The sequence below is a fragment of the Bacillus sp. FSL K6-3312 genome, from assembly GCF_038007485.1.
Taxonomy (GTDB): domain Bacteria; phylum Bacillota; class Bacilli; order Bacillales; family Bacillaceae; genus Bacillus; species Bacillus pumilus.
The window spans coordinates 650,787-674,419 of the sequence record NZ_JBBOXI010000001.1 but is presented as its reverse complement, the minus strand read 5'-3'; the positions used below and the strand labels follow the sequence as shown (position 1 = coordinate 674,419).

23 protein-coding genes and 2 riboswitches are annotated in these 23,633 nt (G+C 44.7%); of the genes, 1 reads left to right on the top strand and 22 read right to left on the bottom strand.

Annotation, left to right across the window (positions count from 1 at the left end; translation table 11 throughout):
- Positions 1–9: 9 nt before the first annotated feature.
- From MHI11_RS03365 to MHI11_RS03355, 3 genes are read right to left on the bottom strand one after another with little or no spacing between them, the layout of a single operon-like run.
- A complete protein-coding gene (locus tag MHI11_RS03365; protein WP_340960446.1) occupies positions 10–675 on the bottom strand; it encodes a 3-oxoacid CoA-transferase subunit B in 666 nt (221 codons plus the stop codon).
- Positions 651–1,337, bottom strand: coding sequence for a CoA transferase subunit A (locus tag MHI11_RS03360; RefSeq protein ID WP_340960444.1), 687 nt, complete (start codon positions 1,335–1,337; stop codon positions 651–653). Before MHI11_RS03360 ends, MHI11_RS03365 begins: the two co-directional genes overlap by 25 nt.
- A gap of 12 nt (positions 1,338–1,349) precedes the next feature.
- Positions 1,350–2,714 carry an aspartate aminotransferase family protein gene (locus MHI11_RS03355; protein ID WP_340960443.1) on the bottom strand — a complete coding sequence of 455 codons (1,365 nt, stop codon included), beginning with the start codon at positions 2,712–2,714 and terminating at the stop codon, positions 1,350–1,352.
- 190 nt (positions 2,715–2,904) lie between these two features.
- On the opposite strand from MHI11_RS03355, the gene MHI11_RS03350 reads away from it, so the two are divergent.
- Positions 2,905–4,563, top strand: a complete 1,659-nt coding sequence (locus MHI11_RS03350) for a PucR family transcriptional regulator (protein WP_340960442.1) — start codon at positions 2,905–2,907, stop codon at positions 4,561–4,563.
- Here the strand turns inward: MHI11_RS03350 and ablB are convergent.
- The 19 genes from ablB to MHI11_RS03255 all read right to left on the bottom strand — a co-directional run bounded on the left by ablB (position 4,558) and on the right by MHI11_RS03255 (position 23,605).
- Positions 4,558–5,403, bottom strand: coding sequence for a putative beta-lysine N-acetyltransferase (ablB, locus tag MHI11_RS03345; RefSeq protein WP_340960441.1), 846 nt, complete (start codon positions 5,401–5,403; stop codon positions 4,558–4,560). The two genes, MHI11_RS03350 and ablB, sit on opposite strands and share 6 nt — an antisense overlap.
- Before the next feature lie 22 nt (positions 5,404–5,425).
- On the bottom strand, positions 5,426–5,620 hold the full coding sequence (locus MHI11_RS03340) for a hypothetical protein (protein WP_340960440.1): 195 nt from the start codon (positions 5,618–5,620) through the stop codon (positions 5,426–5,428).
- A 113-nt stretch (positions 5,621–5,733) separates the two neighbouring features.
- The gene (purD, locus tag MHI11_RS03335) at positions 5,734–7,008 is read right to left on the bottom strand and encodes a phosphoribosylamine--glycine ligase (RefSeq protein ID WP_340960439.1); all 1,275 of its coding nucleotides are present in this window, start codon (positions 7,006–7,008) and stop codon (positions 5,734–5,736) included.
- Between the two features lie 12 nt (positions 7,009–7,020).
- Positions 7,021–8,559 carry a bifunctional phosphoribosylaminoimidazolecarboxamide formyltransferase/IMP cyclohydrolase gene (gene purH / locus MHI11_RS03330; protein WP_340960438.1) on the bottom strand — a complete coding sequence of 513 codons (1,539 nt, stop codon included), beginning with the start codon at positions 8,557–8,559 and terminating at the stop codon, positions 7,021–7,023.
- 15 nt (positions 8,560–8,574) lie between these two features.
- Positions 8,575–9,144 carry a phosphoribosylglycinamide formyltransferase gene (gene purN / locus MHI11_RS03325; protein WP_044141522.1) on the bottom strand — a complete coding sequence of 190 codons (570 nt, stop codon included), beginning with the start codon at positions 9,142–9,144 and terminating at the stop codon, positions 8,575–8,577.
- Entirely contained in the window at positions 9,141–10,181 is a 1,041-nt protein-coding gene (purM, locus tag MHI11_RS03320; RefSeq protein ID WP_113768216.1) for a phosphoribosylformylglycinamidine cyclo-ligase, read from the bottom strand. Before purM ends, purN begins: the two co-directional genes overlap by 4 nt.
- A gap of 95 nt (positions 10,182–10,276) precedes the next feature.
- Positions 10,277–11,707 carry an amidophosphoribosyltransferase gene (gene purF / locus MHI11_RS03315; RefSeq protein ID WP_012009144.1) on the bottom strand — a complete coding sequence of 477 codons (1,431 nt, stop codon included), beginning with the start codon at positions 11,705–11,707 and terminating at the stop codon, positions 10,277–10,279.
- Positions 11,683–13,914: a phosphoribosylformylglycinamidine synthase subunit PurL gene (gene purL, locus MHI11_RS03310; protein WP_340960437.1), complete on the bottom strand. Its 2,232-nt coding sequence runs from the start codon at positions 13,912–13,914 to the stop codon at positions 11,683–11,685. Before purL ends, purF begins: the two co-directional genes overlap by 25 nt.
- Entirely contained in the window at positions 13,898–14,581 is a 684-nt protein-coding gene (purQ, locus tag MHI11_RS03305) for a phosphoribosylformylglycinamidine synthase subunit PurQ (RefSeq protein ID WP_066031226.1), read from the bottom strand. Before purQ ends, purL begins: the two co-directional genes overlap by 17 nt.
- Positions 14,578–14,832 carry a phosphoribosylformylglycinamidine synthase subunit PurS gene (gene purS / locus MHI11_RS03300; RefSeq protein ID WP_003214349.1) on the bottom strand — a complete coding sequence of 85 codons (255 nt, stop codon included), beginning with the start codon at positions 14,830–14,832 and terminating at the stop codon, positions 14,578–14,580. The genes purQ and purS overlap by 4 nt, the downstream gene beginning before the upstream one ends.
- Positions 14,825–15,547, bottom strand: a complete 723-nt coding sequence (purC, locus tag MHI11_RS03295; RefSeq protein ID WP_044141517.1) for a phosphoribosylaminoimidazolesuccinocarboxamide synthase — start codon at positions 15,545–15,547, stop codon at positions 14,825–14,827. Before purC ends, purS begins: the two co-directional genes overlap by 8 nt.
- 72 nt (positions 15,548–15,619) lie before the next feature.
- Positions 15,620–16,915, bottom strand: coding sequence for an adenylosuccinate lyase (gene purB / locus MHI11_RS03290; protein ID WP_340960436.1), 1,296 nt, complete (start codon positions 16,913–16,915; stop codon positions 15,620–15,622).
- The gene (gene purK, locus MHI11_RS03285) at positions 16,912–18,054 is read right to left on the bottom strand and encodes a 5-(carboxyamino)imidazole ribonucleotide synthase (protein ID WP_268484505.1); all 1,143 of its coding nucleotides are present in this window, start codon (positions 18,052–18,054) and stop codon (positions 16,912–16,914) included. Before purK ends, purB begins: the two co-directional genes overlap by 4 nt.
- Entirely contained in the window at positions 18,047–18,535 is a 489-nt protein-coding gene (gene purE / locus MHI11_RS03280) for a 5-(carboxyamino)imidazole ribonucleotide mutase (RefSeq protein WP_044141605.1), read from the bottom strand. Before purE ends, purK begins: the two co-directional genes overlap by 8 nt.
- A 169-nt stretch (positions 18,536–18,704) precedes the next feature.
- A riboswitch (purine riboswitch) is annotated at positions 18,705–18,806 on the bottom strand.
- Between the two features lie 79 nt (positions 18,807–18,885).
- On the bottom strand, positions 18,886–19,086 hold the full coding sequence (locus MHI11_RS03275) for an NETI motif-containing protein (RefSeq protein ID WP_340960435.1): 201 nt from the start codon (positions 19,084–19,086) through the stop codon (positions 18,886–18,888).
- A complete protein-coding gene (locus tag MHI11_RS03270; protein ID WP_003214176.1) occupies positions 19,083–19,637 on the bottom strand; it encodes a DUF2179 domain-containing protein in 555 nt (184 codons plus the stop codon). The genes MHI11_RS03275 and MHI11_RS03270 overlap by 4 nt, the downstream gene beginning before the upstream one ends.
- Before the next feature lie 206 nt (positions 19,638–19,843).
- Positions 19,844–20,644: a hypothetical protein gene (locus tag MHI11_RS03265; RefSeq protein ID WP_113768213.1), complete on the bottom strand. Its 801-nt coding sequence runs from the start codon at positions 20,642–20,644 to the stop codon at positions 19,844–19,846.
- Between the two features lie 377 nt (positions 20,645–21,021).
- Complete coding sequence (locus MHI11_RS03260) at positions 21,022–22,347, bottom strand: NCS2 family permease (protein ID WP_126741185.1); 1,326 nt, start codon at positions 22,345–22,347, stop codon at positions 21,022–21,024.
- Between the two features lie 144 nt (positions 22,348–22,491).
- Positions 22,492–22,593, bottom strand: a riboswitch (purine riboswitch).
- Positions 22,594–22,708: 115 nt separating this feature from the next.
- Positions 22,709–23,605, bottom strand: coding sequence for a LysR family transcriptional regulator (locus tag MHI11_RS03255; RefSeq protein ID WP_335351302.1), 897 nt, complete (start codon positions 23,603–23,605; stop codon positions 22,709–22,711).
- Positions 23,606–23,633 lie beyond the last annotated feature (28 nt).

Sequence of the window (23,633 nt, the reverse complement as noted above, 5' to 3'; positions counted from 1 at the left end):
TCATCCTTTCTACACAACAGATTTGACATCAGGCGCTAAAATTAAAGGTGCCTCTGTCGCCCTTATGACATCTTCCGGCTGATACGGGGGCATGACTTCACGTAAAATGAGCAGCTGCGATTTGACCTCAATGACTGCAATATCCGTTATAATCAGATCCACACAAGACTTAGCAGTTAAGGGCAGTGTGCAAGCAGATTTCACCTTTGACTCACCGTGTTTATCAAGGTGGCTCATCACCACCACAACCTTTTTCGCCTTTTGAGCAAGCTCAATCGCTCCGCCCATCCCAGGCACTCGTTTACCTGGCACAATCCAATTCGCAAGGTCACCCTGACTGCTTACTTCAAGTGCACCTAAAATCGTCATATCCAGCATGCCTTTTCGAATGATGCCAAAAGCGGTCGTGCTGTCCATGTATGAGCCGCCTTTTGTTAACGTAATAGGAAAACCACCGGCATTGCACAAATTCGGATCTTCTTCTCCTTGTGCTGGTGAGGCGCCTGCCCCCATAATGCCGTTTTCTGCATGAAGCCATACGTTGTAATGCGCTGGAATGTAATCAGCCGCAAGGGTTGGGATGCCGATCCCAAGATTGACGATCATGCCATCTTCAATTTCCTGCGCCGCCCGTTTGGCTATGCGGTGTCTTATATCGTTGTCTCCCATGCCCATGTCCAGTTCACTCCTTTTGATTGCACGATCAGGTTCACAAATACGCCTGGTGTCACGATTTCCTCTGGATGAAGACTGCCCACAGGCACGATCTCTTCCACTTCCGCAATGGTCCAGTCTCCTGCCATCGCCACAATCGGGTTTGTATTCCGTGCACTTTTATCAAATATCAGATTTCCTGCTTCATCTGCTTTGAGGGCATTCACAATGGCAATATCCGCTGTCAGCGCAGGCTCAAGGATATATGTCTTTCCGTTTAGCGGCACGAGCTGCTTCTCATCGAGATTGAGGCTATCCATGCAGACATCTGTTACAATGCCTGCCAAGCCCATCCCGCCTGCTCGAATTTTTTCTGCTAGAATGCCCTGCGGGTAAAAATGAACGTCTAGTGTACCTGCCTGCATTTTCTGTCCGGCTATTGGATTTGAGCCAATATGAGAAGCAATGATCTTCTTGACTCTTCCTTCTGTGATCAGCCGGCCAACACCTATTTGCGGGAAGCCTGCATCGTTTCCGATCAATGTCAGATCTTTGATATTCGCTTCTAGAATGGCGTCGATCAATGATGGCGGCGACCCTACGCCGCCAAACCCGCCAAACATGATGGTCATGCCGTCCCTAAAATGCGTGATCACTTCATCTACATTCACTGTTTTGTTCATCATCTTTCCTCCCTACATCGCAGATGGGAAAAACCCTCGGTTGATGACTTCTTGTTCGACCTGCGTGATGGTCTGCTCAAATAATTGAATGAGTTCATCCATCTCCTGCTGCGTGATAGAAAGCGGCGGTGCGATCATGACCGCTGCACCTCCCAATCCATCCTCGCCGGCGCTTGCTGGGTATAGGAGCAAGCCATTTTGCTTTGCCGTCTCAACGACTAGATTGGTCATCTGTGCATGTGCAGGAAATGGTGTTTTTGATAAGCGGTCTGCGACAAACTCAATGCCAATGAGCAGTCCCTTTCCTCTCACATCTCCTATGATGAAATGGTTTGTTTGCATATCCTTTAAAGCATTCATTAAATAGCGGCCAGACAGATCCGCTCGGTCAGGAAGCTGATGTTTTTTCATATATCGAATGACAGCCAGTGAGACGGCTGCTGAAAGCGGATTGCCGCTATAGGTATGACCTGCCATCACAGATCCGGAACCGCTCAGAATTGGCGCGATGACATGATCCGCTGAGACGGCTGCCGCAATCGGTGAATAGCCAGCACTCATCCCTTTGCCTAGAACCATAATATCTGGTACGATGCCCCAATGCTCCATCGCAAACATTTTCCCAGTTCGTCCAAAGCCTGTCATGACTTCGTCTGCAATCATTAAAATATCGTTTTCCTCACAGACACGCTTCATTGCTTCAAAATATCCGTCTGGCGGTACTAGAGCCGCTCCCGATGCTCCGACAATCGGCTCTGCAATAAAAGCGGCAATCCTCTCTTTTCCTATACGCTGAATGACGGTTTTAAATTCCTGGACATACCATTCAACCTGCTTGCCCTCTTCCTTCGGCAGCCATGAACGATAGCTATATGGCGGAGACAGCACTGGGTTCTTTTCGAGCAATGGTTCAAAGCGCTCTCTCCTTGCAATATGTCCGGACATTGACAGCGCACCGAGGGTGATGCCGTGATAACTCATCCATCGTGAAATAATGTGATTCTTCTCAGCCTTTCCCTGCTCCTGCCAATGCTGAATAGCAATTTTCATAGCCGTTTCCGTTGCCTCTGATCCGCTTCCGACAAAAAAAGACCAGTTCAGGTTACCTGGACAAAGCGTACTCAATTCATAGGCAAGTTCTTCTGCTGGTTCATTTGTGAATTGTGATCTGTACGTAAAGCTCACTTTTTCCGCTTGCTCGGTCATGGCATCAATGATTTCACGTATGCCATGTCCAATACTTGCCGTGACAGCCCCCGATGAGCCATCTATATATTTTTTTCCGTCCCGATCATATAAATAAATTCCCTCTCCTTTCACAGCCACAGGATAATGCTGATTCAACATCGGTTTGATTAAGTAATCCCGGGTCTCCACTTTGCCATTCCTCCCTCTCTCGTCAGCAGCTGCCTCTTTCTTTTTCATGAATCGCAAGAAAATTTTGTATACTTGTTATAAGATTAGCTTAATCAAGAGGGCAGTCATCCTCCATTCGCCACATGCCCGAATTTCAGACGCATTTTTTATACATCGTGTATAAGAGTGTTCAAAAGGAGGTCATGAGTCTATGGCGATTCTCGTCAAAGATGCACTTTCGCTCGATATCATGAAGGGAACAAAGCTGCTTGCTGGAGAAAATGGACTGGATCGCCTCATTCAGTGGGTGACCATCGTGGAAATCATCGAGGACACGTCGAGGCTTTCCGAAGGGGAATTACTCGTCACAACCGGATTTGGGCTCGCAGACAATCAAGAAAGACGCGCCCGGCTTGAGGAATTGATTCAATCTCAAAGGCTATCAGCTATCGCCATTTATAAAGGTGTGTACTTAAGCGACATTCCAACATCACTCATTCAAGCGGCGAAAAATAGCGGCATTCCGCTCATCGAGATTCCGCCACACATCAATTTCTCAGATATTACAAAAGCCGTGTTAGAACAAATCGTGAGTAGCCAGCTTCATCAGCTTAAATATTCATCCGCGATTCATCAAAGACTGACCCAATTAAATGTAAGGAATAAAAATGTGACGCAAATTACAGAAGAACTGGCACATCTCACTGCAGCGAACATTGTCGTTCTTGATGTCTTTTTACATCAAACAGCGGCTCATCTCATAAAAGATGAAGTGACGTACTCTCCTGTTTTTGGCTTTCTGACAGATCATGAACCAATTGAAACTATGCCCCTTCTCAAGCAGGCAGAGGAAAAAGGGCGGCTCGTCTATGACACGTGCGGAGCATTTGTCCTCGCCGCATGTCCGGTGATTGCGATGGGTGATATTTTCGGGTTTATTGTGTCTTTAAAGAAAAAGGATACGTGGCATCATCTCGACGCGATTGCGATCGAGCATGCCGGGGCCGTGTATGCGATTGAATGGCTGAAGCAAAAAGCCATTCAAGATACAGAAAACCAAATGCAGGGACATTTGTTAGATGATATTTTGCAGCAGCAATATACAGAAGAAAGCTACGTGGTCGAACAAGCAACAAAGCTGCAATATGATATGAGCGAGGAGCAGGTGGTGATCTACTTTCAATTCCAGCATCAGCACACACAGCTCGATCACCAAATGATGCAGCGTCTATCGCAATTACTCACCTCGATCTTTGAACGCAGACATATTCCTTTTTTACTAAAGACGAGACTCGATTCCATTTTTGTCCTAACACCCGCAGGAAAAAAAGCGTTTCAAGAAGCGGAATGGTATCGCGCAGCAGAGGAGTGCCGGAGTACTTGGTCTTATTTTTTCCCCGTCCATCCGATTGTCATTGGTATTGGGAGAGCCTATGACCAGATCAGTCTCTTTGCAAAAAGCGCAAAGGAAGCGCAGTATGCAGCAAGGCTTCTTCCGCTTTTAAAAACAGACGAAAGCATCATTCATTATCAAAAGCTCGGCTTATATGGGATGCTTCTTGAAATGAATGAAGCGGGTATGAATTTGCATGATTTTTACGTGGAGCTGTTAAGTCCTTTGCTATATACGAAAAAACAAGGGGCTGACCTGATCCATACACTCGAAGTGTATTTGGCGCACAATGAAAATATTCAAAAATCTGCGGGAGAATTGTTTATTCACAGACATACATTAAGCTACCGGCTGAAACAAATTGAAACGAGAACAGGCTGCAGCCTTAAATCCACTGATGATCGGATGAAGCTGCAGCTCAGTATCATGGCGTACCGCCTATCTGGTCTGCTTGATCAGATGAGAACCATTTCATGATTCATTCGGCGTTTTGACCCATAGATTCATATCTTCAATTTTGTCAAAAATATAGCAGTTGTTTTGGAAGCGCCCGGTATACGTATAACCAAGATGATAAAACACTTGATTCATTCCATAGGACAGTGCACGAGCAAGTGAATAAAAGACATAGATATGCATCGACTGGAGTTCTTTTTCAAGTGCTAGAATCAAATGATGCATGAATCCTAGTTTTCTATATGCAGGAAGGGTCGCACAATCTGTTAATTCCGCATGACCATACGGCGCATTGATTTCAGCGGATGCTGCACTCACAATGTGTCCGTTGTGTTCAACAGCATAAAAGACCGTCCCTTCCTCCATTACCTTTTGAATATAATCTGGCTCGTTCATTGGCGTAGGATACGTTTCAAAGACCGTATCATAGAGCTTTGCCAGCTTGTGCACATCCTTCAGATCGGCTTTCCTCATCACATACTCATTCTGCCATGTGCTTTGGTCTTTTTTGATTTCTTTTGCTTGAATGGATGCTACGATCTCATCTTCCTCCAACCAATACGAACTGTTCATTCGATCCTCAGTGAGAAAAAGCGACATACCGTAAGCGTCACTTCCAAGAAAATAATGAGAAAATACGCCTTCAAGCCGAAAGCCTTTTTCTAAAAAAAGCGGCACATGCTCACGTCTTACTTTCACAATGACCTTAGAAGCCTTACAGGCCGCCGCTTCCTGAAGAACGGATTGAATGACATCCCGCACCCTGCCACTATAGTCGTCCAAACGAATTCGCTCATTAAATGAATCAATACAGACCAAGGCAGAAAAACGCTCGTTTGCAAGTTTCTTCAATTGCACCATACACTCATTCCTCTCTTATGAATCAGCTAATAAAGAATGTCCAAATAGAAAACGAAACAATGACAATGCCAGAAAAAATGGAAATGACCATATAACGAAGGGCTGAACCTTTTTTAACTTTGTTTTGCTTGATTGCTACACGCATGATGTGATTTGAAGCGACTAAAAATAAAATGAGCATGACGATTGCAAAGATAATAAATGCTTTGATTTCCATGTTTCCTCCCGATACCTATTCGTGATCCCATACTACTTCTTCATTTTCAATCGGCATCCCTTCTCATGAACAAAAAACACCTTTCCATCTCATCAGATAGAAAGGTGTTTTGATTAAACGGTTTTCCCCGCAGCCTTCAGCGCACGGGCACCAATGTCACGGCGATAAAATAGCCCTGGTTGAATGATTTCTTCAACCGCTTCATACACTCTTGATCTTGCCGCTTCAAATGTGTCATCAAATGCCGTCACATTCGCTACACGGCCGCCATTTGTGACGAATTGATCGTTTTCTTTTTTTGTTCCTGCGTGGAAGGTCACGACATCAGACACCGTTGTTTGCAAAGCACCGATTGGCGCGCCTTTTGCGTAGTCTTCAGGGTATCCTTCTGAAGCAAGAACGACACTGACAGCGGCAGTGTCTTTCCACCGCAAGTCCACATCTTTTCCGTCCAGAATGTCGATGAAGACTTGAACTAGATCTGATTCAAGACGAGGGAGAACCACCTGCGTTTCAGGGTCGCCGAAGCGTGCATTGAACTCAATGACCTTTGAGCCTTCTGGTGTTAGCATTAAGCCTGCATATAAAATGCCTGTAAACGGACGCTCTTCCTGCACCATGGCGCGAGCCGCCGGTTTGACGACATCTTCCACCGCTTTTTGGACAACTTCATCTGAAATTTGCGGAACTGGTGAATAAGCGCCCATTCCGCCGGTATTCGGTCCTTTGTCATCTTCAAATGCCCGTTTGTGATCTTGCGCGATCACCATTGGGTACACCTTTTCTCCATTAACAAAGGCCATCAATGAAAATTCCTCGCCTGTTAAAAATTCCTCGATGACGACAGATGCACTTGCATCGCCAAACTTTTCATCCTCTAAAAAGTCGTGCAGACAGTTGATCGCCTCTTCAAGTGTCATCGCAACGGTCACGCCTTTTCCTGCTGCGAGACCATCTGCTTTAATGACAATCGGCGCACCCTTTTCTTCCACATATGCTTTCGCTTCTTCAAACGATGTGAAGGTAGCGTAACCGGCGGTCGGGATCTCATAATTTTTCATTAAGTCTTTTGCAAATTCTTTTGAGCCTTCAATGACTGCGGCTTTTGCATTTGGTCCAAATACCTTTAGACCTGCCTCTTCAAATGCATCCACCACACCTGCAATTAAAGGAACCTCTGGACCGACAATCGTTAAGCCGATTTTATTGTCTTTTGCAAAACGAATTAACGCCTCATGATCACCTTCGTCGATTGGGACAAGTTTCGCAGCATCTGTCATTCCATCATTGCCGGGTGCGACAAATACTTGGCTGACAAGTTCACTTTGGTTCACTTTCCATGCGATGGTATGCTCTCTTCCGCCTCTGCCGATAATTAATACGTTCACACTGTCATCCCCTTAATGTTTGAAATGTCTAACGCCAGTGAAGACCATGGCGATGCCGTATTCATCTGCCTTTTGAATCGATTCTTCATCACGAATGGAACCGCCTGGTTGAATGATCGCTGTGACGCCTGCCTTCGCAGCAGCTTCCACTGTATCGCCCATTGGGAAGAACGCATCAGAGCCTAGTGCGCTTCCTTTCGCTTTTTCACCTGCTTGTTCAATCGCAATGTTCGCTGAGCCCACACGGTTCATCTGACCAGCGCCGATACCTGCTGTCATTTGATCCTTCGCGAGGACAATGGCATTTGATTTCACATGCTTGACGACTTTCCATGCAAGCTTTAAATCTTTCCATTCGTCTTCTGTTGGTTCTCTTTTCGTTGGAATAGAGATGGTTGCTTCCTCTAAGCCGTACGTGTCAATATCCTGCACGAGCAGTCCGCCATGGACACTTGTCAGCTGCTTTTCTTTTTTCTCAAGATTCGCTTCTACATCTAGTGTTAATAGACGAAGATTCTTTTTCGCTGTTAACACGTCAAGTGCTTCTTGGCTAAAGGATGGGGCGATGACGATTTCTAAGAAAATCGTATGCAGCACCTCAGCTGTTTGTTTGTCTACTTCACGGTTAAGCGCCACAATGCCGCCAAAAATAGACGTTTCATCTGCTTTGAATGCACGGTCAAAGGCTTCTGCAATCGTTTCTCCAGTACCAACGCCGCATGGGTTCATATGTTTTACAGCCACAGCCGCTGGCTCCGTAAATTCACGCACGATTTGAAGAGCTGCATCTGCATCTTTGATGTTGTTGTAGGAAAGCTCTTTTCCGTGTAATTGCGTTGCAGTAGCTAAAGAGCCTTTGCTTGAAAGAGCATTTTCATAGAAAGTCGCCGCTTGGTGCGGGTTTTCTCCATAGCGAAGGGATTGTTTTTTCTCAAACGTGACGGTGAACTGCTCTGGCTCTGTTTCGCCAACAAAGTTCGTTAAATAATCTGCAATGAGGGCATCGTAAGCAGCTGTATGACGGAATACCTTCGCCGCAAGCTCACGTTTTTTCTCAAGTGACACGCCGCCTTCTTTGATTTGCTGAACGACTGTATCATAATCACGAGGATCGACAATCACTGTGACGTCTTGGTGGTTTTTCGATGCCGCACGAAGCATTCCCGGTCCGCCAATATCAATGTTTTCAATTGCTTCTTCATACGTTACATCGTCTTTTGAGATCGTCTCTTTGAAAGGATAGAGATTTACGACAACAAGATCAATCGGCTGAATGCCATGCTTTTCAATCTGTGCCATATGCTCATCATTTTCTCTCACTGCCAATAATCCACCATGAATGTTCGGGTGAAGCGTTTTGAGTCGTCCGTCCATGATTTCAGGGAATCCAGTGACTTCAGAAATCCCAATGACATCAATGCCATTCTCTTGAAGAAGCTTATGTGTACCTCCAGTTGAAATGACTTCAACACCAAGTTCTGTTAATTCGTTCACAAAAGGTACAAGATTCGTTTTATCAGAAACACTGATTAATGCGCGTTTGATCGTCATGCCTTCGTCACCTCATTAAGATAATTCTAAAAGTGATTTGATCACTTTTGGATATAGTGTGTGTTCTAGTTCATGCATTCTTTTTTCAATTGATTCAAGCTCTTCGCCTTGTTCAATATAGATCGCGGCTTGGTCAATAATCGGACCTGTATCCATCCCTTCATCGACAAAATGGACGGTGATGCCTGCCACTTTGACGCCTGCTTGATAGGCTTGTCCGATGGCATCAAGACCTGGGAATGCTGGCAGCAAGGATGGGTGGATATTCACGATTTTCCCTTTGTATGCTTCAAGTAATGTCGGACCGATCAGTCTCATATACCCCGCAAGGAAAACCCATTCTACTTCATGAAGCCTCAGTTGTTCGATGATCGTTTGTTCAAAAGCGGCTTTATTCGGAAAAGCCTTCGGGGTAAAAGCAAAGGAGGGAATGCCCTCTTTCTCAGCTCGCTCCAGCACCTTTGCACCCGGTTTATCACAAATCACAATGGCGGCCTCTGCCTGCCACTTTTCTTCTTTTAACGTATCTATAATGGCTTGAAAGTTCGTCCCGCTTCCAGAGGCGAAGATCGCAAACTTCTTCATGAGAGGCTTCCACCGCCGAATGTGACACCTTCTCCTTTTTGAACACGTCCGATGAGAAAGGCTTTTTCTCCATCTTGTTCAAGCTCACTAATCACATCCACAAGATCGTCCTCTTTTACAGCTAGGACAAAGCCAATGCCCATATTAAACACGTTGAACATCTCTTCTGCCTTCAACTGACCCTTTTCTTGGATAAAGGAGAAAATGGGTGGTACTGGCCATGAGCCGTTATCAATCTCAACGCCAAGACCTTCAGGCAGCATACGTGGTAAATTCTCAATAAAACCGCCGCCTGTCACATGTGCCATGCCGTCAACTTTGCCGGCTTTTACTTGTTTGAGAACGGGCTTCACATAAATTTTTGTCGGTTCAAGAAGCTCTTCACCGAGCGGTCTTGTAAAAGGTTCATACGTTTGGTGCAGGTCAAGACCAGCGTCTTCCAGCAAGACTTTACGAACGAGAGAGTATCCATTGCTATGAATTCCACTTGAGCTGAGTCCAATGAGCAAATGTCCCTCTTTGATGCTGTTTCCTGTCACGATTTCGTCCTTTTCAACGACACCTACTGAAAAACCAGCAATATCATATTCTTCTTCTGTGTAAAGACCTGGCATTTCGGCTGTCTCACCGCCGACAAGTGCTGAACCAGACTGCTCACATCCGTCAGCCACACCTTTGACAATGGATTCAATTTTTACCGGATCTGCTTTTCCAACGGCTAAGTAATCTAAGAAAAAGAGCGGTTCTGCCCCTTGTGCAAGCACATCGTTGACACACATGGCCACGGCATCGACGCCGATCGTATCGTGTTTATCCATTAAAAAGGCAAGCTTTAATTTCGTTCCGACACCATCTGTTCCTGAAACAAGAACGGGCTTTTTGTATGGCAGCTCAGATAGATCAAACATACCGCCAAATCCACCTAGAGCGCCCATGACACCTGCTCGTTTTGTACGTTCTACGTGTGTTTTCATTCGTTTGACGGCTTCGTACCCTGCTTCGATGTCGACACCGGCGTTTTTATATGCTTCTGACATCCCATTCACTCCTTTTAGCTGCTGCTTTCCATGTATTTTCGGCAGAATGAAAGAGCAGCATATCAACTCATCTTGACTGCTGCTCCTTTATTCGATTATTTCGTCAGGACCGTTTCCTTCACATGCGGAAGAACCGTATCTTCATATATTTCAGTCGGGTATTTCCCAGTAAAGCATGCTAAACACTGACCGCGCTGCGGATCATCATACTTCCTGCCAATCCCGTCCATTAAACCGTCTACAGATAAAAATGCAATGGAATCTGCACCGATTTCCTGTCTAATTTCTTCCACTGAATGAGAAGAAGCAATCAGCTCTTCGTGTGTGGATGTATCAATTCCATAAAAACATGGGTGTGCGATTGGCGGTGAACTAATGCGTACATGGACTTCCGTCGCACCCGCTTCTCTTAGCATCGTGACAATTCTGCGGCTCGTTGTCCCGCGTACGATGGAATCATCCACCATCACGACACGCTTTCCTTCGACTACACCGCGCACAGCAGACAGCTTCATCCGTACGCCCTGCTCACGCAATGCTTGAGACGGCTGGATAAACGTCCGGCCAACATAACGATTTTTAATCAAACCGAGCTCATACGGAATACCTGTTGCTTCGGCATATCCAATCGCTGCAGAAATACTGGAATCTGGTACACCTGTCACAACATCTGCTTCGACATGCGCTTCCTCAGCAAGCTTTTTGCCAAGACTCTTTCTCGCACTATGCACATTGATGCCGTTGATATTGCTGTCAGGTCTTGAAAAATAAATGTATTCCATGCTGCACATGCTGCGGTTAATGTTCATCGAGAAGCGCTCAGATTTGAGGCCTTCGTCATTAATGATCAGCATTTCGCCAGGCTCCACATCACGTAAATACGTGGCACCGACGACATCAAATGCACATGTTTCAGAAGCGACAACATAAGCATCCCCAAGCATACCAAGTGAAAGTGGGCGTAAGCCGTTCGGATCAAGCGCCACGATCATTTCTGTTTCCGTCATGATTAAGAAAGCATATGCTCCCTTAAGCATAGACAACGCATTTTTGATCTGTTCCTTCAATTCCATATGCCCGCTGCGCTTAATTAAATGAGCTAGCACTTCGGTATCAGAAGAGGTCTGAAAAATACTCCCTTGGTTCTCTAGCTGCTGCTTTAACTGCGTTGCATTTACTAAGTTCCCATTATGAGCAAGGGCAAGGCTGCCATTGTTTTGCGAACGGAAGAAGAGGGGCTGCACATTTTCAAAGCCGCCTCCGCCTGCTGTCGCATACCGAACGTGTCCGATCGCACCTTTTCCTTTCAAATCCTTTAGCTCACCGTTTTGAAAGACTTCCGTAATCAGTCCAAGGCCTTTGTGTGATGTCAGGTTCTCACCATCTGTTGCAATGATTCCCGCACCTTCTTGTCCTCGGTGCTGAAGGCTATGCAATCCGTAATATGTGATTTGCGGGGCTTCTTCGTGTCCCCAAACCCCAAAGACACCACACTCTTCATTTAAGCCTCTGATTTCAGCAAGCATGGGATCGCTCCTTTCCATGCACGTTCAAGCTCGTTGACCGCTGCATGAATCCATTGTTGTCCTTCTTGATTTTTGACAGTAAACACACCATCATTTGTAACCGTTCCGACTTCTTTCGCATCTTTGACCGCCGCAGCAAACGCTTCGCGGTGCTCCGGTTTAACTGTGACGACAAAACGTGACTGTGTTTCACTGAATAATGAAGCTTCACTGATTAAATCGATTTGGATATCTGCACCAAGCCCGTCAGTTCCAAATGTACTTTCAGCAAGTGCTACACCAAGTCCGCCTTCAGACACATCGTGTGCTGATTGAACGAGACCGTTTTGAATTGCGGCTAGAAGGGCTTCCTGACGCGTCAGCTCTACGTCCAAATCAATTTCTGGTGCTTTTCCGTAAATACGGCCTTCTGTCATCTTTTGAAGCTCACTGCCTGCGAATTCTTCCTTCGTCTCACCAATGACGAAAATGACATCGCCAGCCTGCTGGAACGATTGCGTCGTAATATGAGCAGTATCTTCAACCAAACCAACCATTCCAATGACTGGTGTTGGGTAAATCGCTGTTCCATTTGATTCGTTATATAAAGAGACGTTCCCACCGATAACTGGTGTGCTTAGCGTGCGGCATGCTTCGCTAATCCCGTCAGCAGATTTTTCAATTTGCCAGAAAATTTCTGGTTTCTCCGGGTTACCGAAGTTTAGGTTATCTGTCACTGCTAGTGGACGAGCGCCTGAGCAGACAATGTTACGTGCTGCTTCTGCGACGGCGATTTTCCCGCCGACCTCTGGATCAAGGTAGAGATAGCGTGCGTTACAATCTGTTGTCATCGCTAGGGCTTTTTTCGTTCCGCGGATTCTTAGTACGCCCGCATCAGAGCCCGGTGCAACGACGGTATTTGTCCGAACCATGTAGTCATACTGATCATAGACCCATTCTTTACTTGCAATCGTTGGCTGCTGAAGGAGCTGCTTTAATGTCTGTGCTGCATCTGTGATCGCTGGAGCTTCCACTTTCGTTTCTAAAAACTCACGATAGTATGCAGGCTCACTTGACGGCTTGTGATAAACCGGTGCTTCCTCTGCTAGTGCATCAACAGGAAGCTCACAAACCATTTCGCCTTGATGGAGTAAACGAAGCATTTTATCGTCTGTCACATGACCGACTGATACTGCTTCAAGATCGTATTTTTCGAAAATATCAATGATTTCTTGCTCACGGCCTTTTTCAATGACCAGAAGCATTCTCTCTTGCGATTCAGACAGCATCATTTCATATGCGGACATGCCTGTTTCACGCTGCGGAATGAGGTCTAGATTCATCTCAATACCAGAACCTGCTTTACTCGCCATTTCCGCACTTGAGCTTGTTAAACCAGCCGCTCCCATATCTTGAATCCCAACGAGCGCATCATTTTTGATGACTTCAAGGCACGCTTCAAGCAGCAGTTTTTCCATGAATGGATCGCCGACTTGAACCGCTGAACGTTTTTCTTCTGATTCATCGGAAAATTCTTCAGACGCAAATGTTGCACCGTGAATACCGTCACGTCCCGTTTTAGCACCAACGTACATCACCGTGTTGCCGACACCTTTTGCCTGCCCTTTTTTGATGTCCTCATGGTTGATTAATCCAACACACATCGCATTCACAAGCGGATTGCCTTCATAGCTTTGATCAAAATGAACTTCTCCGCCGACTGTAGGAATTCCGATACAGTTTCCATAGCCTGCGATCCCTGCCACTACTTCTTCAAACAAGTACTTCACGCGCGGTGAAGTCAGTTCACCAAAACGAAGAGAGTTTAGTACAGCAATTGGACGCGCACCCATGGAGAATACATCACGGATAATTCCGCCGACACCTGTTGCCGCTCCTTGATACGGTTCAATCGCAGATGGATGGTTATGTGATTCGATTTTAAATACAACCGCTTGGTTGTCTCCAATATCAACGATTCCAGCGCCTTCCCCAGGACCTTGAAGAACATGCTCTCCTTTTGTCGGGAATTTGCTTAAAACAGGCTTTGAGTTTTTATAACTGCAATGCTCTGACCACATGACAGAAAAAATACCCGTTTCTGTGTAGTTTGGCAGCCTGCCAATAATGGATTCGATTAAAGCGAATTCTTCATCACTCAATCCCATTTGCTGATACAATTTCTCTTCTTTAATTTGCTTGTGACTTGGTTCAAGCAGTAGTGACATGAGTGTCCCTCCAATTTTTCACGATAGATTGAAACAATTTAAGTCCGTCTGCGCTGCCTAGTAATGTATCCACCGCGCGCTCAGGGTGCGGCATCATGCCGAGTACATTGCCCTCTTCATTCGTAATACCTGCAATTCGATTGACACTGCCGTTAATATCGTCTCCGTAAGTGAAAGCGATTTGGTTATTTTCAATAAGCTTTGCTAAAGTGTCTTCATCACAGTAGAAGTTGCCTTCACCGTGCGCTACAGGAACCGAAATGGATTCGCCTTTTTGATAGCCGCTTGTAAATTGCGTTTCGTTGTTCTCTACAATGAGTTCAACTGGACGACAGATAAATTTTAAGTCTTTATTTCGTCTCATCGCACCTGGAAGAATGCCAAGCTCCTGAAGAATTTGGAACCCGTTACAAACACCAAGAACAGGCTTTCCTTCCGCAGCTGCTTTTTTCACCGCCGGCATGATGTTTGAAAAGCGAGCAATCGCACCACATCTTAAGTAATCCCCATAAGAGAAACCGCCTGGTACGAGTACACCGTCAAATCCGTCTAGACTCGTTTCGTCGTGCCATACATATTCAACTTGTTCACCTAACTCATCTTGAATCGCATGGTACATATCGATATCACAGTTAGAGCCAGGCAAGACGATCACTGCAAACTTCACTGTGCGACAACCTCCTCCACCTCATAGCGGTAATCTTCAATCACCGTGTTGGCCAGTAATTTTTCACACATTTCTTTGACGACTGTGTCTAAATCACGATCTGATTTTTCAATGACAAGCTCCATGTATTTCCCGATACGGACATCCTTTACTTCCTGATAAGACATGCTGTGCAAGGCGTGCTGCACGGCACTTCCTTGTGGATCAAGAACGCTCTCTTTTAAGCTGACAAAAATTTTCACTTTATACATGTTTATGGCCTCCAAGTCTTTTGAAAATTTCTTCGTATGCATTTGTTAAGCCGCCCAGGTTTCGTCTGAACACGTCTTTATCAAGCTTTTCGTTTGTATCTTTGTCCCAAAGCCTGCACGTATCAGGTGAAATCTCATCAGCTAGCAAAATACGATTCTCGTGATCTATTCCGAATTCAAGTTTGAAATCAATTAAATTCACATGGCAGTCTGAGAAGATTTGCTTTAACTCTTCATTTACTTGTCTTGTGATCTGCTTCATTTCCTCGACTTGCTCTGGTGTCGCTGCATCTAAAATGCGAATATGATCTTCTGTAATGAGCGGATCGCCGAGTGCATCATCTTTGTAGTAAAACTCGATCAATGGTGTATCCAGTTTTGTTCCCTCTGGAATGCCAAGGCGCTTTGACATACTGCCTGCCACCACATTTCGTACAACGACTTCAAGTGGCACAATCTGCACCTTTTGAATGAGCTGCTTTGTTTCAGAAAGGCGTTTCACAAAGTGATTGTTGATCCCTTTCTCATGCAGCATTTGAAAGATTAAGCTTGAAATTTCGTTATTCAGTCTGCCCTTGCCTTCGATTTCTGCTTTCTTTTCGCCGTTAAATGCTGTCGCTGAGTCTTTATATTCGACATATAGAATATGCTCGTCATCGGTCTGATAGATTTTTTTCGCTTTGCCTTCGTAGAGAAGTTCTTGTTTCACAGTCATTCAGGTTGGCCTCCTAATTTGAATGTTGGCAATTTTCAGGATTGGGCACCTGACGAGCAGGCGACCCATTTCTTACGCAAGACCTAGACGTTCGAAAATCATATCGACATTTTTCAAGTGATAGTTGTAATCGAAGCAGTCAGCGATTTGTTCAGGTGTTAAGCGTGATGTGATTTTTTCTTCCGCTTCTACTAATGAACGGAAATGCACTTGCTTTTCCCACGCTTCCATTGCCTTCGGCTGAACCGTATCATATGCCTCTTCACGTGCCATACCTGTATCGATTAATGCAAGAAGAACGCGTTGTGAATAAATCAAGCCAAGTGTGCGGTCCATGTTGCGTTTCATGTTCTCAGGGAAGACCGTCAAGTTTTTCACAATGTTTGAGAAACGGTTTAGCATGTAGTTCAGTGCAATCGTTGCATCTGGTAAAATGATGCGTTCAGCAGACGAATGAGAAATATCACGCTCATGCCAAAGTGGTACATTTTCATAAGCTGTCAGCATATATCCACGGATGACGCGGGCAATTCCCGTCATATTTTCAGAGCCGATTGGGTTGCGTTTATGCGGCATTGCTGATGATCCTTTTTGTCCTTTTGCAAAGAACTCTTCTACTTCACGTGTTTCACTCTTTTGAAGTCCACGAATTTCAACAGCAAATTTCTCAATGCTTGTTGCGACCAGTGCAAGAGTTGCCATGTAATCGGCATGACGATCACGCTGCAAGGTTTGGGTTGAGATTGGTGCAGCTTTGATGCCAAGCTTCTCACATACATATTGCTCAACAAATGGGTCGATGTTCGCATATGTGCCAACAGCTCCAGACATTTTGCCGAATTCAATGCCAGCTTTTGCTTGTTTAAAACGTTCTAGGTTACGCTTCATTTCTTCGTACCAAAGACCAAGCTTCAGGCCAAATGTTGTCGGTTCAGCGTGTACACCGTGTGTACGGCCCATCATGACGGTATATTTATGCTCTTTTGCTTTTTCTTTTAGGATGTCAACAAATCTCTCAATGTCCTTGAGCAAGATATCGTTCGCCTGTTTTAATAGATATGAAAGCGCCGTATCCACTACGTCTGTAGAGGTTAACCCGTAATGAACCCACTTTCTTTCTTCTCCTAGAGATTCAGATACAGCACGCGTAAAGGCAACCACGTCATGGCGCGTGTCTTGTTCAATCTCTAGAATACGATCAATATCAAAGCTTGCATTCTTGCGCATGGTCACAACGTCTTCTTTTGGAATAACGCCGAGCTCTGCCCAAGCTTCACAAGCGAGAATTTCTACTTCAAGCCATGCATTAAATTTGTTTTCCTCTGTCCAGATTGCTGACATTTCTGGTCGTGCGTAACGTTCGATCATTTCCCGTTTCCTCCATCTCTTTCAGTCCATATCTTTGTGATGTTTGTCATCCATTCATCATCAAGCTGTTTCATAAAAGTCATATGCCCCATTTTGCGGCCGGTTTTCACTTCATGCTTTCCATATAGATAAAGCTTCGCTTCTTTGAGAAGCTCAGGTTGTTCTTTTGGGATGTCTACTTCATCGCCTAATAAGTTCACCATCATGCCCTCTGATAAAAGGGCTGTACCGCCAAGCGGCAAACCGCATATCGCGCGAACGTGCTGTTCAAACTGACTCGTCTCACATAAATCGAGCGTATAATGACCAGAATTATGCGGGCGAGGCGCCAGTTCATTGACGAGCAGCTCTCCTTCGTTTGTCAGGAACAGTTCTACAGCAAGTGTACCCACTAGCCCCAGCTTTTCAGCCAGTGTCGTTGCCAACACTTTTGCCTTCTCCTGAATGCTTTTATCTACTCTTGCAGGCACAATGCTTTGGAACAAAATGTTGTGCTTATGAATGTTCTCAGCGACAGGGAATACCGCAATCTCCCCATGAATAGAACGAGTGACGATGACCGAGAGCTCCATTTGAAATGGGACCCAGCTTTCTAAAACACAAGTTCCATGTGTGAGCAATGCAGTTGCTTCATGAAGCTGTCCTATTTCCTTGATCACATACTGCCCTTTTCCATCGTAGCCGCCTCTGCATGTTTTCAGAACGGCTGGCAAACCAACTACGGTTACTGCGTCTTCCAGCTCTTTTTCATCATGAATGATACGATAAGGCGCGACTTCACAGCCTGCATCTACAATCCCTTTTTTCTCCGTTTCACGATTTTGAGTTAAAAGAAGAAGTTCACTTCCTTGCGGTAAATTGGCTTCTTCCTTCAATTGATTAAGTGCATCATAATCAATATTTTCAAATTCATATGTCACGACATCGCTAATTTCTGCGAGCTGTCTGATTCCATCCAGGTCACTATATGCAGCTGTGATTTCTGTATCAGCAACCTGTCCACAAGGAGATTGTGCGACTGGGTCTAAGACAGCTGCCCGGTACCCCATTTGCTTTGCGCTGACGGCCATATATCTGCCAAGCTGTCCTCCGCCGATAATACCGATGGTTGCGTTTGGAAAAATGGTCTGCTTAGCCAAGCTGATCACTGCTTTCTAGTACAGTCTGTTTTGTTTGCTCTCTTCTTTCTTCAAGGCGAGCAGCGATTGTTTCATCAAATGCTGAAATCATTTGTGCAGCTAGAAGCCCTGCATTTGTTGCACCGGCTTTGCCAATCGCAACTGTCGCAACTGGTACACCGCCTGGCATTTGAACGATGGATAATAAGGAATCCAGTCCATTTAGTGCTTTTGATTGTACGGGCACACCAATGACCGGCAGTGTCGTTTTCGCTGCGACCATCCCCGGTAAATGTGCTGCGCCTCCAGCACCGGCAATGATGACTTTTAGTCCTTTACCTCTTGCTTCTGTCGCATATTCAAACATCAAGTCAGGTGTCCGGTGTGCGGATACTACCTGTTTTTCATACGGAATGTCTAATTCCTCTAAGATATCGCACGCATGTTTCATTGTTTCCCAATCAGATGTACTTCCCATGATGACACCTACAAGCGGCTTCATTTTGTCCCCACCTTTAAGCTGATATTCGATTTTGTATCGTTTGACACGCTTCCCAAACCTAAGCAGCTTGTCAAACGCCGAACAAAAAAGCCCGATTTGCATTGCATTGTTAGGAAGCAACACAAACCGGGCCATGGTAAGCGCTGTTCGCTTTTGAAACGCCATGTCAGTTTTGTTCACTATCCTGCATAGTCCAGTCATTTACGGTAACTGGGTAGAAACTTATGGGCCATATTCCCAAGATTATATGAGGTTCGTGTTTTGAATTCATGTTTATCTTAACAACGGATGTTCATGATGTCAACGGATTTATCGAACAATCTATGAAGTCGTCGTTTTAATGTTCGGATTTAGAGTGTTTTTCCTTCAAATACGATTTTTTTCCCAACCGGAATGATCTGAATCGACCCATTTTCCTTCTTTTCTTGAAAAACCGGCTCCTCCATTCGTCGGACAGGCGAGTAGCCTTCCGCTGCCATCTGGGACAACACTTGATCGATCGACATGTTGTCTTCCACATAGAATTTTTTCTTCTTTGGTTTTGCGGTCATTCTTTAATTCTCCTTTTCTTCACAGCCTTCACCCAGAAGCCGCCGTGAATTGATTTGGGCTCATAAGAAATGATAAACGCCTTTGAATCAAGCGTTTTAATCGTTTCATATAATTGCAGTTCATATTTTCTCGGTGTTAAAATTTGCATTGCTGACCGGTCTCCTTCAAGACCGCCTGCTGCCCAGGTGGTGACACCATATCCTTTTTCTCTCAATTGTCTTGGGAGATCGACATCTAATTCTTTTGTGATCACGTTAACAGTTGTGTAGCCAAGTGCCAGCTTCTCTTCAATTTTCATCCCGACAATGATCCCCATCCCATAACCTAGCGCATACGCAATGACATTTTGGATTTGATCTAAGTTATCAAGTACGATACTTAATCCAATCACATAAATAAGCATTTCAATCGTACCAGCAAATGCAGCTGCGTACCGTCTTCCTTTCATTGTTAAAATCAAACGCATGGTGGAAAAAGAGACATAGACAATATTAATGACTAAAATGATCAAAACCATGGTGAACGCATTGGATAAAAGTTGTTGAAGCACGATTCGAACCCCCTGCACTAAAAAATCAAATAAAGCACCCCATATTCTACTAGAGAACATACCTTGATACAATCAAATTTGCGCGAGAAAAACACATATATCTTTCGACAAGAAAGGTGGTCTTTGTTACCAAGAGTTTACCCGTTTTTTCCTCTTCTCAACATGAAAACCTCCTTTTTCAAAAAAGGAGGTTTTCAGTGTGTGTATTATCCAAATCGAACAGGCACAAGTGATGGAATCAAATACTCTCCGACAATGCTCCAAAGCAGTGCAATGATGACAAGCTCCACCAATAAAAAGATCCAGCTGGCATACATCAAATCACCGCGCACCGCTTCATGCTCCGATTGAACCGAGTGAAACAGTACGACCGCAATCAACTGGAGACCAAAAAACATCATCACAGATAAAATGACCGTCACATATGGAATATTCAGCATGGCAAATACAAGCCAAAGGATGGATAAAACCAAAACCGGTACAAGTGCGGCACCAAACTTCATGATCACTTCTTTCAGTGATATGTTTCCTTTTAGCATGTACTTTCCGAGTAACCAGACGGTCAGCATCATCAATGTCAACAAAATGAGTGTAAAGACCGCTACCCTCAAAAAGGCGTCACCAAAAGAGTAATGAATGCCAAAGCCTAATAAACGAGTCTTTGACGCCTTTAATTGAACATAGTTGCCTAAAGCAAAAAACACGCTGAATAACACAATCGAGATCCAGGCGTACTTCATCCGTAATGTTTCCGCTTGATTGATGGACCGGCTCGGTGATTTTAACATCGCAAGTCCATATGAGCCATAGCGCTTAAACGCGCCTCCTACACCTTGCAGCATACGCTGAATGGCAGAACGCTCATCATCCGCTGCTGCTTTTACTTTCGACGTTCTTCCACGTTTTGCGGCGCTTCTGCTAAGGCGGGATTGCCTCGTTTCTTGATCTATTGATGGCTCTTCATTTTTTAAGTCTGATGTACTTTGCTCTTCATCTTTTTCTAACATCTCATATCAACTCCTATCCAGCACAATCCTTATAGGCTCATACGAATGACCTATTCGGATGACTCCTCTTAAAGTAGCGGAGTCTCTCTGTTCAGTCAAGATTCCTTGACGTTCATACGAATAGACGGATAAAAGGCAGCAGAGGTTTTAAAGTGCCAAGAAAATAAGACAAAACAAAAAAACAGCAGCTTCCATGAGCTGCTGTTTCAGCGTGTAGACAACCCCTCGCATTCGTTGTCAGTCCTGCGCGCTGGTGCTTACGAATGTCAAATTCGCTCCGCGCCAGTGCTCGTCCTTCCTAGACTTCAAATGTTTTCTATCACGCTGAAAGAAGACAAAGGGATAAAATAAAGATCATTTTAACCCTTTGTCAACAATTAATGATTTAAGAAAACAAAGTAGAGAATAAAGATCACAAACAATCCGTACATAATCGGATGTACTTCTTTGGCTTTCCCTTTAAAGATCATCGTAATCGGGTAGAAAATAAAGCCAACCGCAATCCCTGTTGCAATACTGTATGTGAGTGGCATCATAATCATCGTTAAGAACGCTGGTACGGCAATTTCAAAACGATCCCATGCAATCTTCGCAAGCGGAGCGACCATCAGTGCACCCACAATAATCAAAGCAGGTGCTGTCACATTCGATGTAACGATGGATAATAGCGGCGAGAAGAACATCGCAAGCAAGAAGAAAATACCTGTCACGACAGCTGCAAATCCAGAACGTGCACCAGCCGCAACACCTGAGCTAGATTCAACATAAGATGTTGTCGTCGATGTTCCAAGAACAGAACCTACAACGATTGAAGATGAATCCGCTAGAAGTGCTCTTCCTGCACGCGGCAGCTCATTATTTTTCATTAAACCAGCTTGGGTTGCAACAGCCACAAGCGTTCCTGCTGTATCAAAGAACCCAACGAATAAGAACGTTAAAATCACGACAAGCATTTGAATCGAGAAAATGTCTGGCAAGTGAATCAAGGCTTGTCCAAAGGTTGGAGATAAGCTTGGAATACTTCCCACAATTTGAGTCGGTACTGGGATAAGACCAACAATCATTCCTGCAATAGCTGTCACAAGCATCCCAATGAAGACACCTGCATTTACTCGCAGAACCATTAAAATGACAGTCACCACGATACCAAACACCGTTAATAAGACAGGACCACTATGAATGTTTCCAATCGAAACGAGCGTATTATCATTATTGGCAATAATGCCAGAGCCTTGCAGACCGACAAACGTAATGAATAGGCCAATACCTGCACCAACCGCCAGCTTCAGCTCAGCCGGAATGGCATTGATGATTTTTTCACGGAAACCTGTTAAAGAAAGGGCAACGAAAATCAATCCTGAAACAAATACACCAGAAAGTGCTGCTTCCCATGTGATGCCCATGCCAAGAACAACCGAGAAGGCGAAAAAGGCATTCAAGCCCATACCTGGTGCAATCGCAATCGGATACCTGGCAATTAGCCCCATCAGAATACACCCTGCGGCAGAGGCTAACGCCGTCGCTGTAAAGACAGCGCCCTGATCAATTCGTAATTTATCTGGAAAATCCGGTACTGCTACTAAAGCAAGTGTGGTCGGATTGACAAACAGAATGTAAGCCATCGACAAAAATGTGGTTAAACCACCGATGATTTCTCTGCGGTAATTCGTTCCTAACTCATCAAACTGAAAAAACTGTTTCAAGCCAACTGACTCCCTTCATGTCCTTTTGCTTTAGTCTGCCCCATTCACAAGTCAAATAAAAAACGCCCCAACAGTTTTGGGACGCTTGACTACATATGTGAATTCAGACGGTGACATAAAACAAGAACAATGCATGATTTATATCAAACGAGTGTGAATTGACGTAGTCAAGCTATTTACGGTAGCTTGGTAGAAACTTGCGGGCCATATCCCCGCTATTATACGACTTCTATCTATTTGATTTCTGTGTCTATTGTACCAACTTCATTTTTAAAACACAATACGAAAAGCGAACATTTTTCAAAGAAATGTCCGCTTCATTCGTCTTATTACACGAATTTGGAAAATCGCATCTAGTTCTTTATACATCCTTCTCCAAATCCTTCTCTTTTGCAAAAACTGCTGCGGCTACATGGAAAAACTCTTTCACTGCCGGAGAAGCTTGGGAGAGAGACGGACAGGCAAGTGCAACCTCACGGTGATGAGAGACATTCAACTTTCGAATGTGCACAAGCTGCTGCGTTTTTAAAAACAGCTCAGGACCTATCGTGACACCAAGTCCTTCTCCGACCATACGAGCAATGGTCGTACAATCGTGTACTTCAAATAAAGTAGCTGGCTTCAATTGAGCCTCAGAAAATATATCCTCTACATGTGATTGATACATGCCAGTCGGCATAATAAATGGTTCATCCGCCAAATCTGTAATGTCTACAATGGACAGCTGGTGAAATCGATGATTTGGATGATAGGCGACCACCATTTCATCTTTGATCAGCGGCAACAAGTCAAAGGCTTCATCCGCATGGCCTTTCACAACAAATCCAACATCAATGATGCCAGAGCCCAGCCACTCCAATATTTCTTCATACGTCCCCTCATAAAATTTAAATTCGATTTTCGGATGCTTTTTCTGATAGCTCACAAGCAGCTTAGGCAATAAACAAGCAGATGCACTGGCAAATGTACCGATACGAATCAAGCCAGTTTCGATATTTTTCGTTAACGCAATCTCCTGCTGGATCTTCTCCACCCTATTTAACACTTCTCTAATATGCGGGAGAAGCGTTTGACCGATATCTGTCAGCATGATGCCCTTTTTTCGATCACGAATGAATAAGGACACATCCCACTCCGTTTCTAAACTCGCCACCGCATGACTGACCGCGGACTGCGTCATATTTAATGCTTCAGCTGCTGCGGTAAAGCTGCCAAGCTCGACCACTTTTGCAATAATATCAAAGCGAACAAAGCTCATGAGTATTCACTCATCTCCTTCATGAAAA

Coding starts and splice junctions, on each gene's coding strand:
- purB (WP_340960436.1), bottom strand. CDS start 16,915: ATGATCGAACGTTACGCACGACCAGAAATGTCAGCAATCTGGACAGAG.
- purF (WP_012009144.1), bottom strand. CDS start 11,707: ATGCTTGCTGAAATCAGAGGCTTAAATGAAGAGTGTGGTGTCTTTGGG.
- MHI11_RS03365 (WP_340960446.1), bottom strand. CDS start 675: ATGGGCATGGGAGACAACGATATAAGACACCGCATAGCCAAACGGGCG.
- MHI11_RS03350 (WP_340960442.1), top strand. CDS start 2,905: ATGGCGATTCTCGTCAAAGATGCACTTTCGCTCGATATCATGAAGGGA.
- MHI11_RS03255 (WP_335351302.1), bottom strand. CDS start 23,605: ATGAGCTTTGTTCGCTTTGATATTATTGCAAAAGTGGTCGAGCTTGGC.
- MHI11_RS03275 (WP_340960435.1), bottom strand. CDS start 19,086: ATGACCGCAAAACCAAAGAAGAAAAAATTCTATGTGGAAGACAACATG.
- purM (WP_113768216.1), bottom strand. CDS start 10,181: ATGTCAGAAGCATATAAAAACGCCGGTGTCGACATCGAAGCAGGGTAC.
- purS (WP_003214349.1), bottom strand. CDS start 14,832: ATGTATAAAGTGAAAATTTTTGTCAGCTTAAAAGAGAGCGTTCTTGAT.
- purN (WP_044141522.1), bottom strand. CDS start 9,144: ATGAAGAAGTTTGCGATCTTCGCCTCTGGAAGCGGGACGAACTTTCAA.
- MHI11_RS03360 (WP_340960444.1), bottom strand. CDS start 1,337: ATGAACAAAACAGTGAATGTAGATGAAGTGATCACGCATTTTAGGGAC.
- purH (WP_340960438.1), bottom strand. CDS start 8,559: ATGACGATCAAACGCGCATTAATCAGTGTTTCTGATAAAACGAATCTT.
- MHI11_RS03340 (WP_340960440.1), bottom strand. CDS start 5,620: ATGGAAATCAAAGCATTTATTATCTTTGCAATCGTCATGCTCATTTTA.
- purC (WP_044141517.1), bottom strand. CDS start 15,547: ATGACTGTGAAACAAGAACTTCTCTACGAAGGCAAAGCGAAAAAAATC.
- ablB (WP_340960441.1), bottom strand. CDS start 5,403: ATGGTGCAATTGAAGAAACTTGCAAACGAGCGTTTTTCTGCCTTGGTC.
- purE (WP_044141605.1), bottom strand. CDS start 18,535: ATGAAGCCGCTTGTAGGTGTCATCATGGGAAGTACATCTGATTGGGAA.
- MHI11_RS03265 (WP_113768213.1), bottom strand. CDS start 20,644: ATGTTAGAAAAAGATGAAGAGCAAAGTACATCAGACTTAAAAAATGAA.
- purL (WP_340960437.1), bottom strand. CDS start 13,914: ATGTCACTACTGCTTGAACCAAGTCACAAGCAAATTAAAGAAGAGAAA.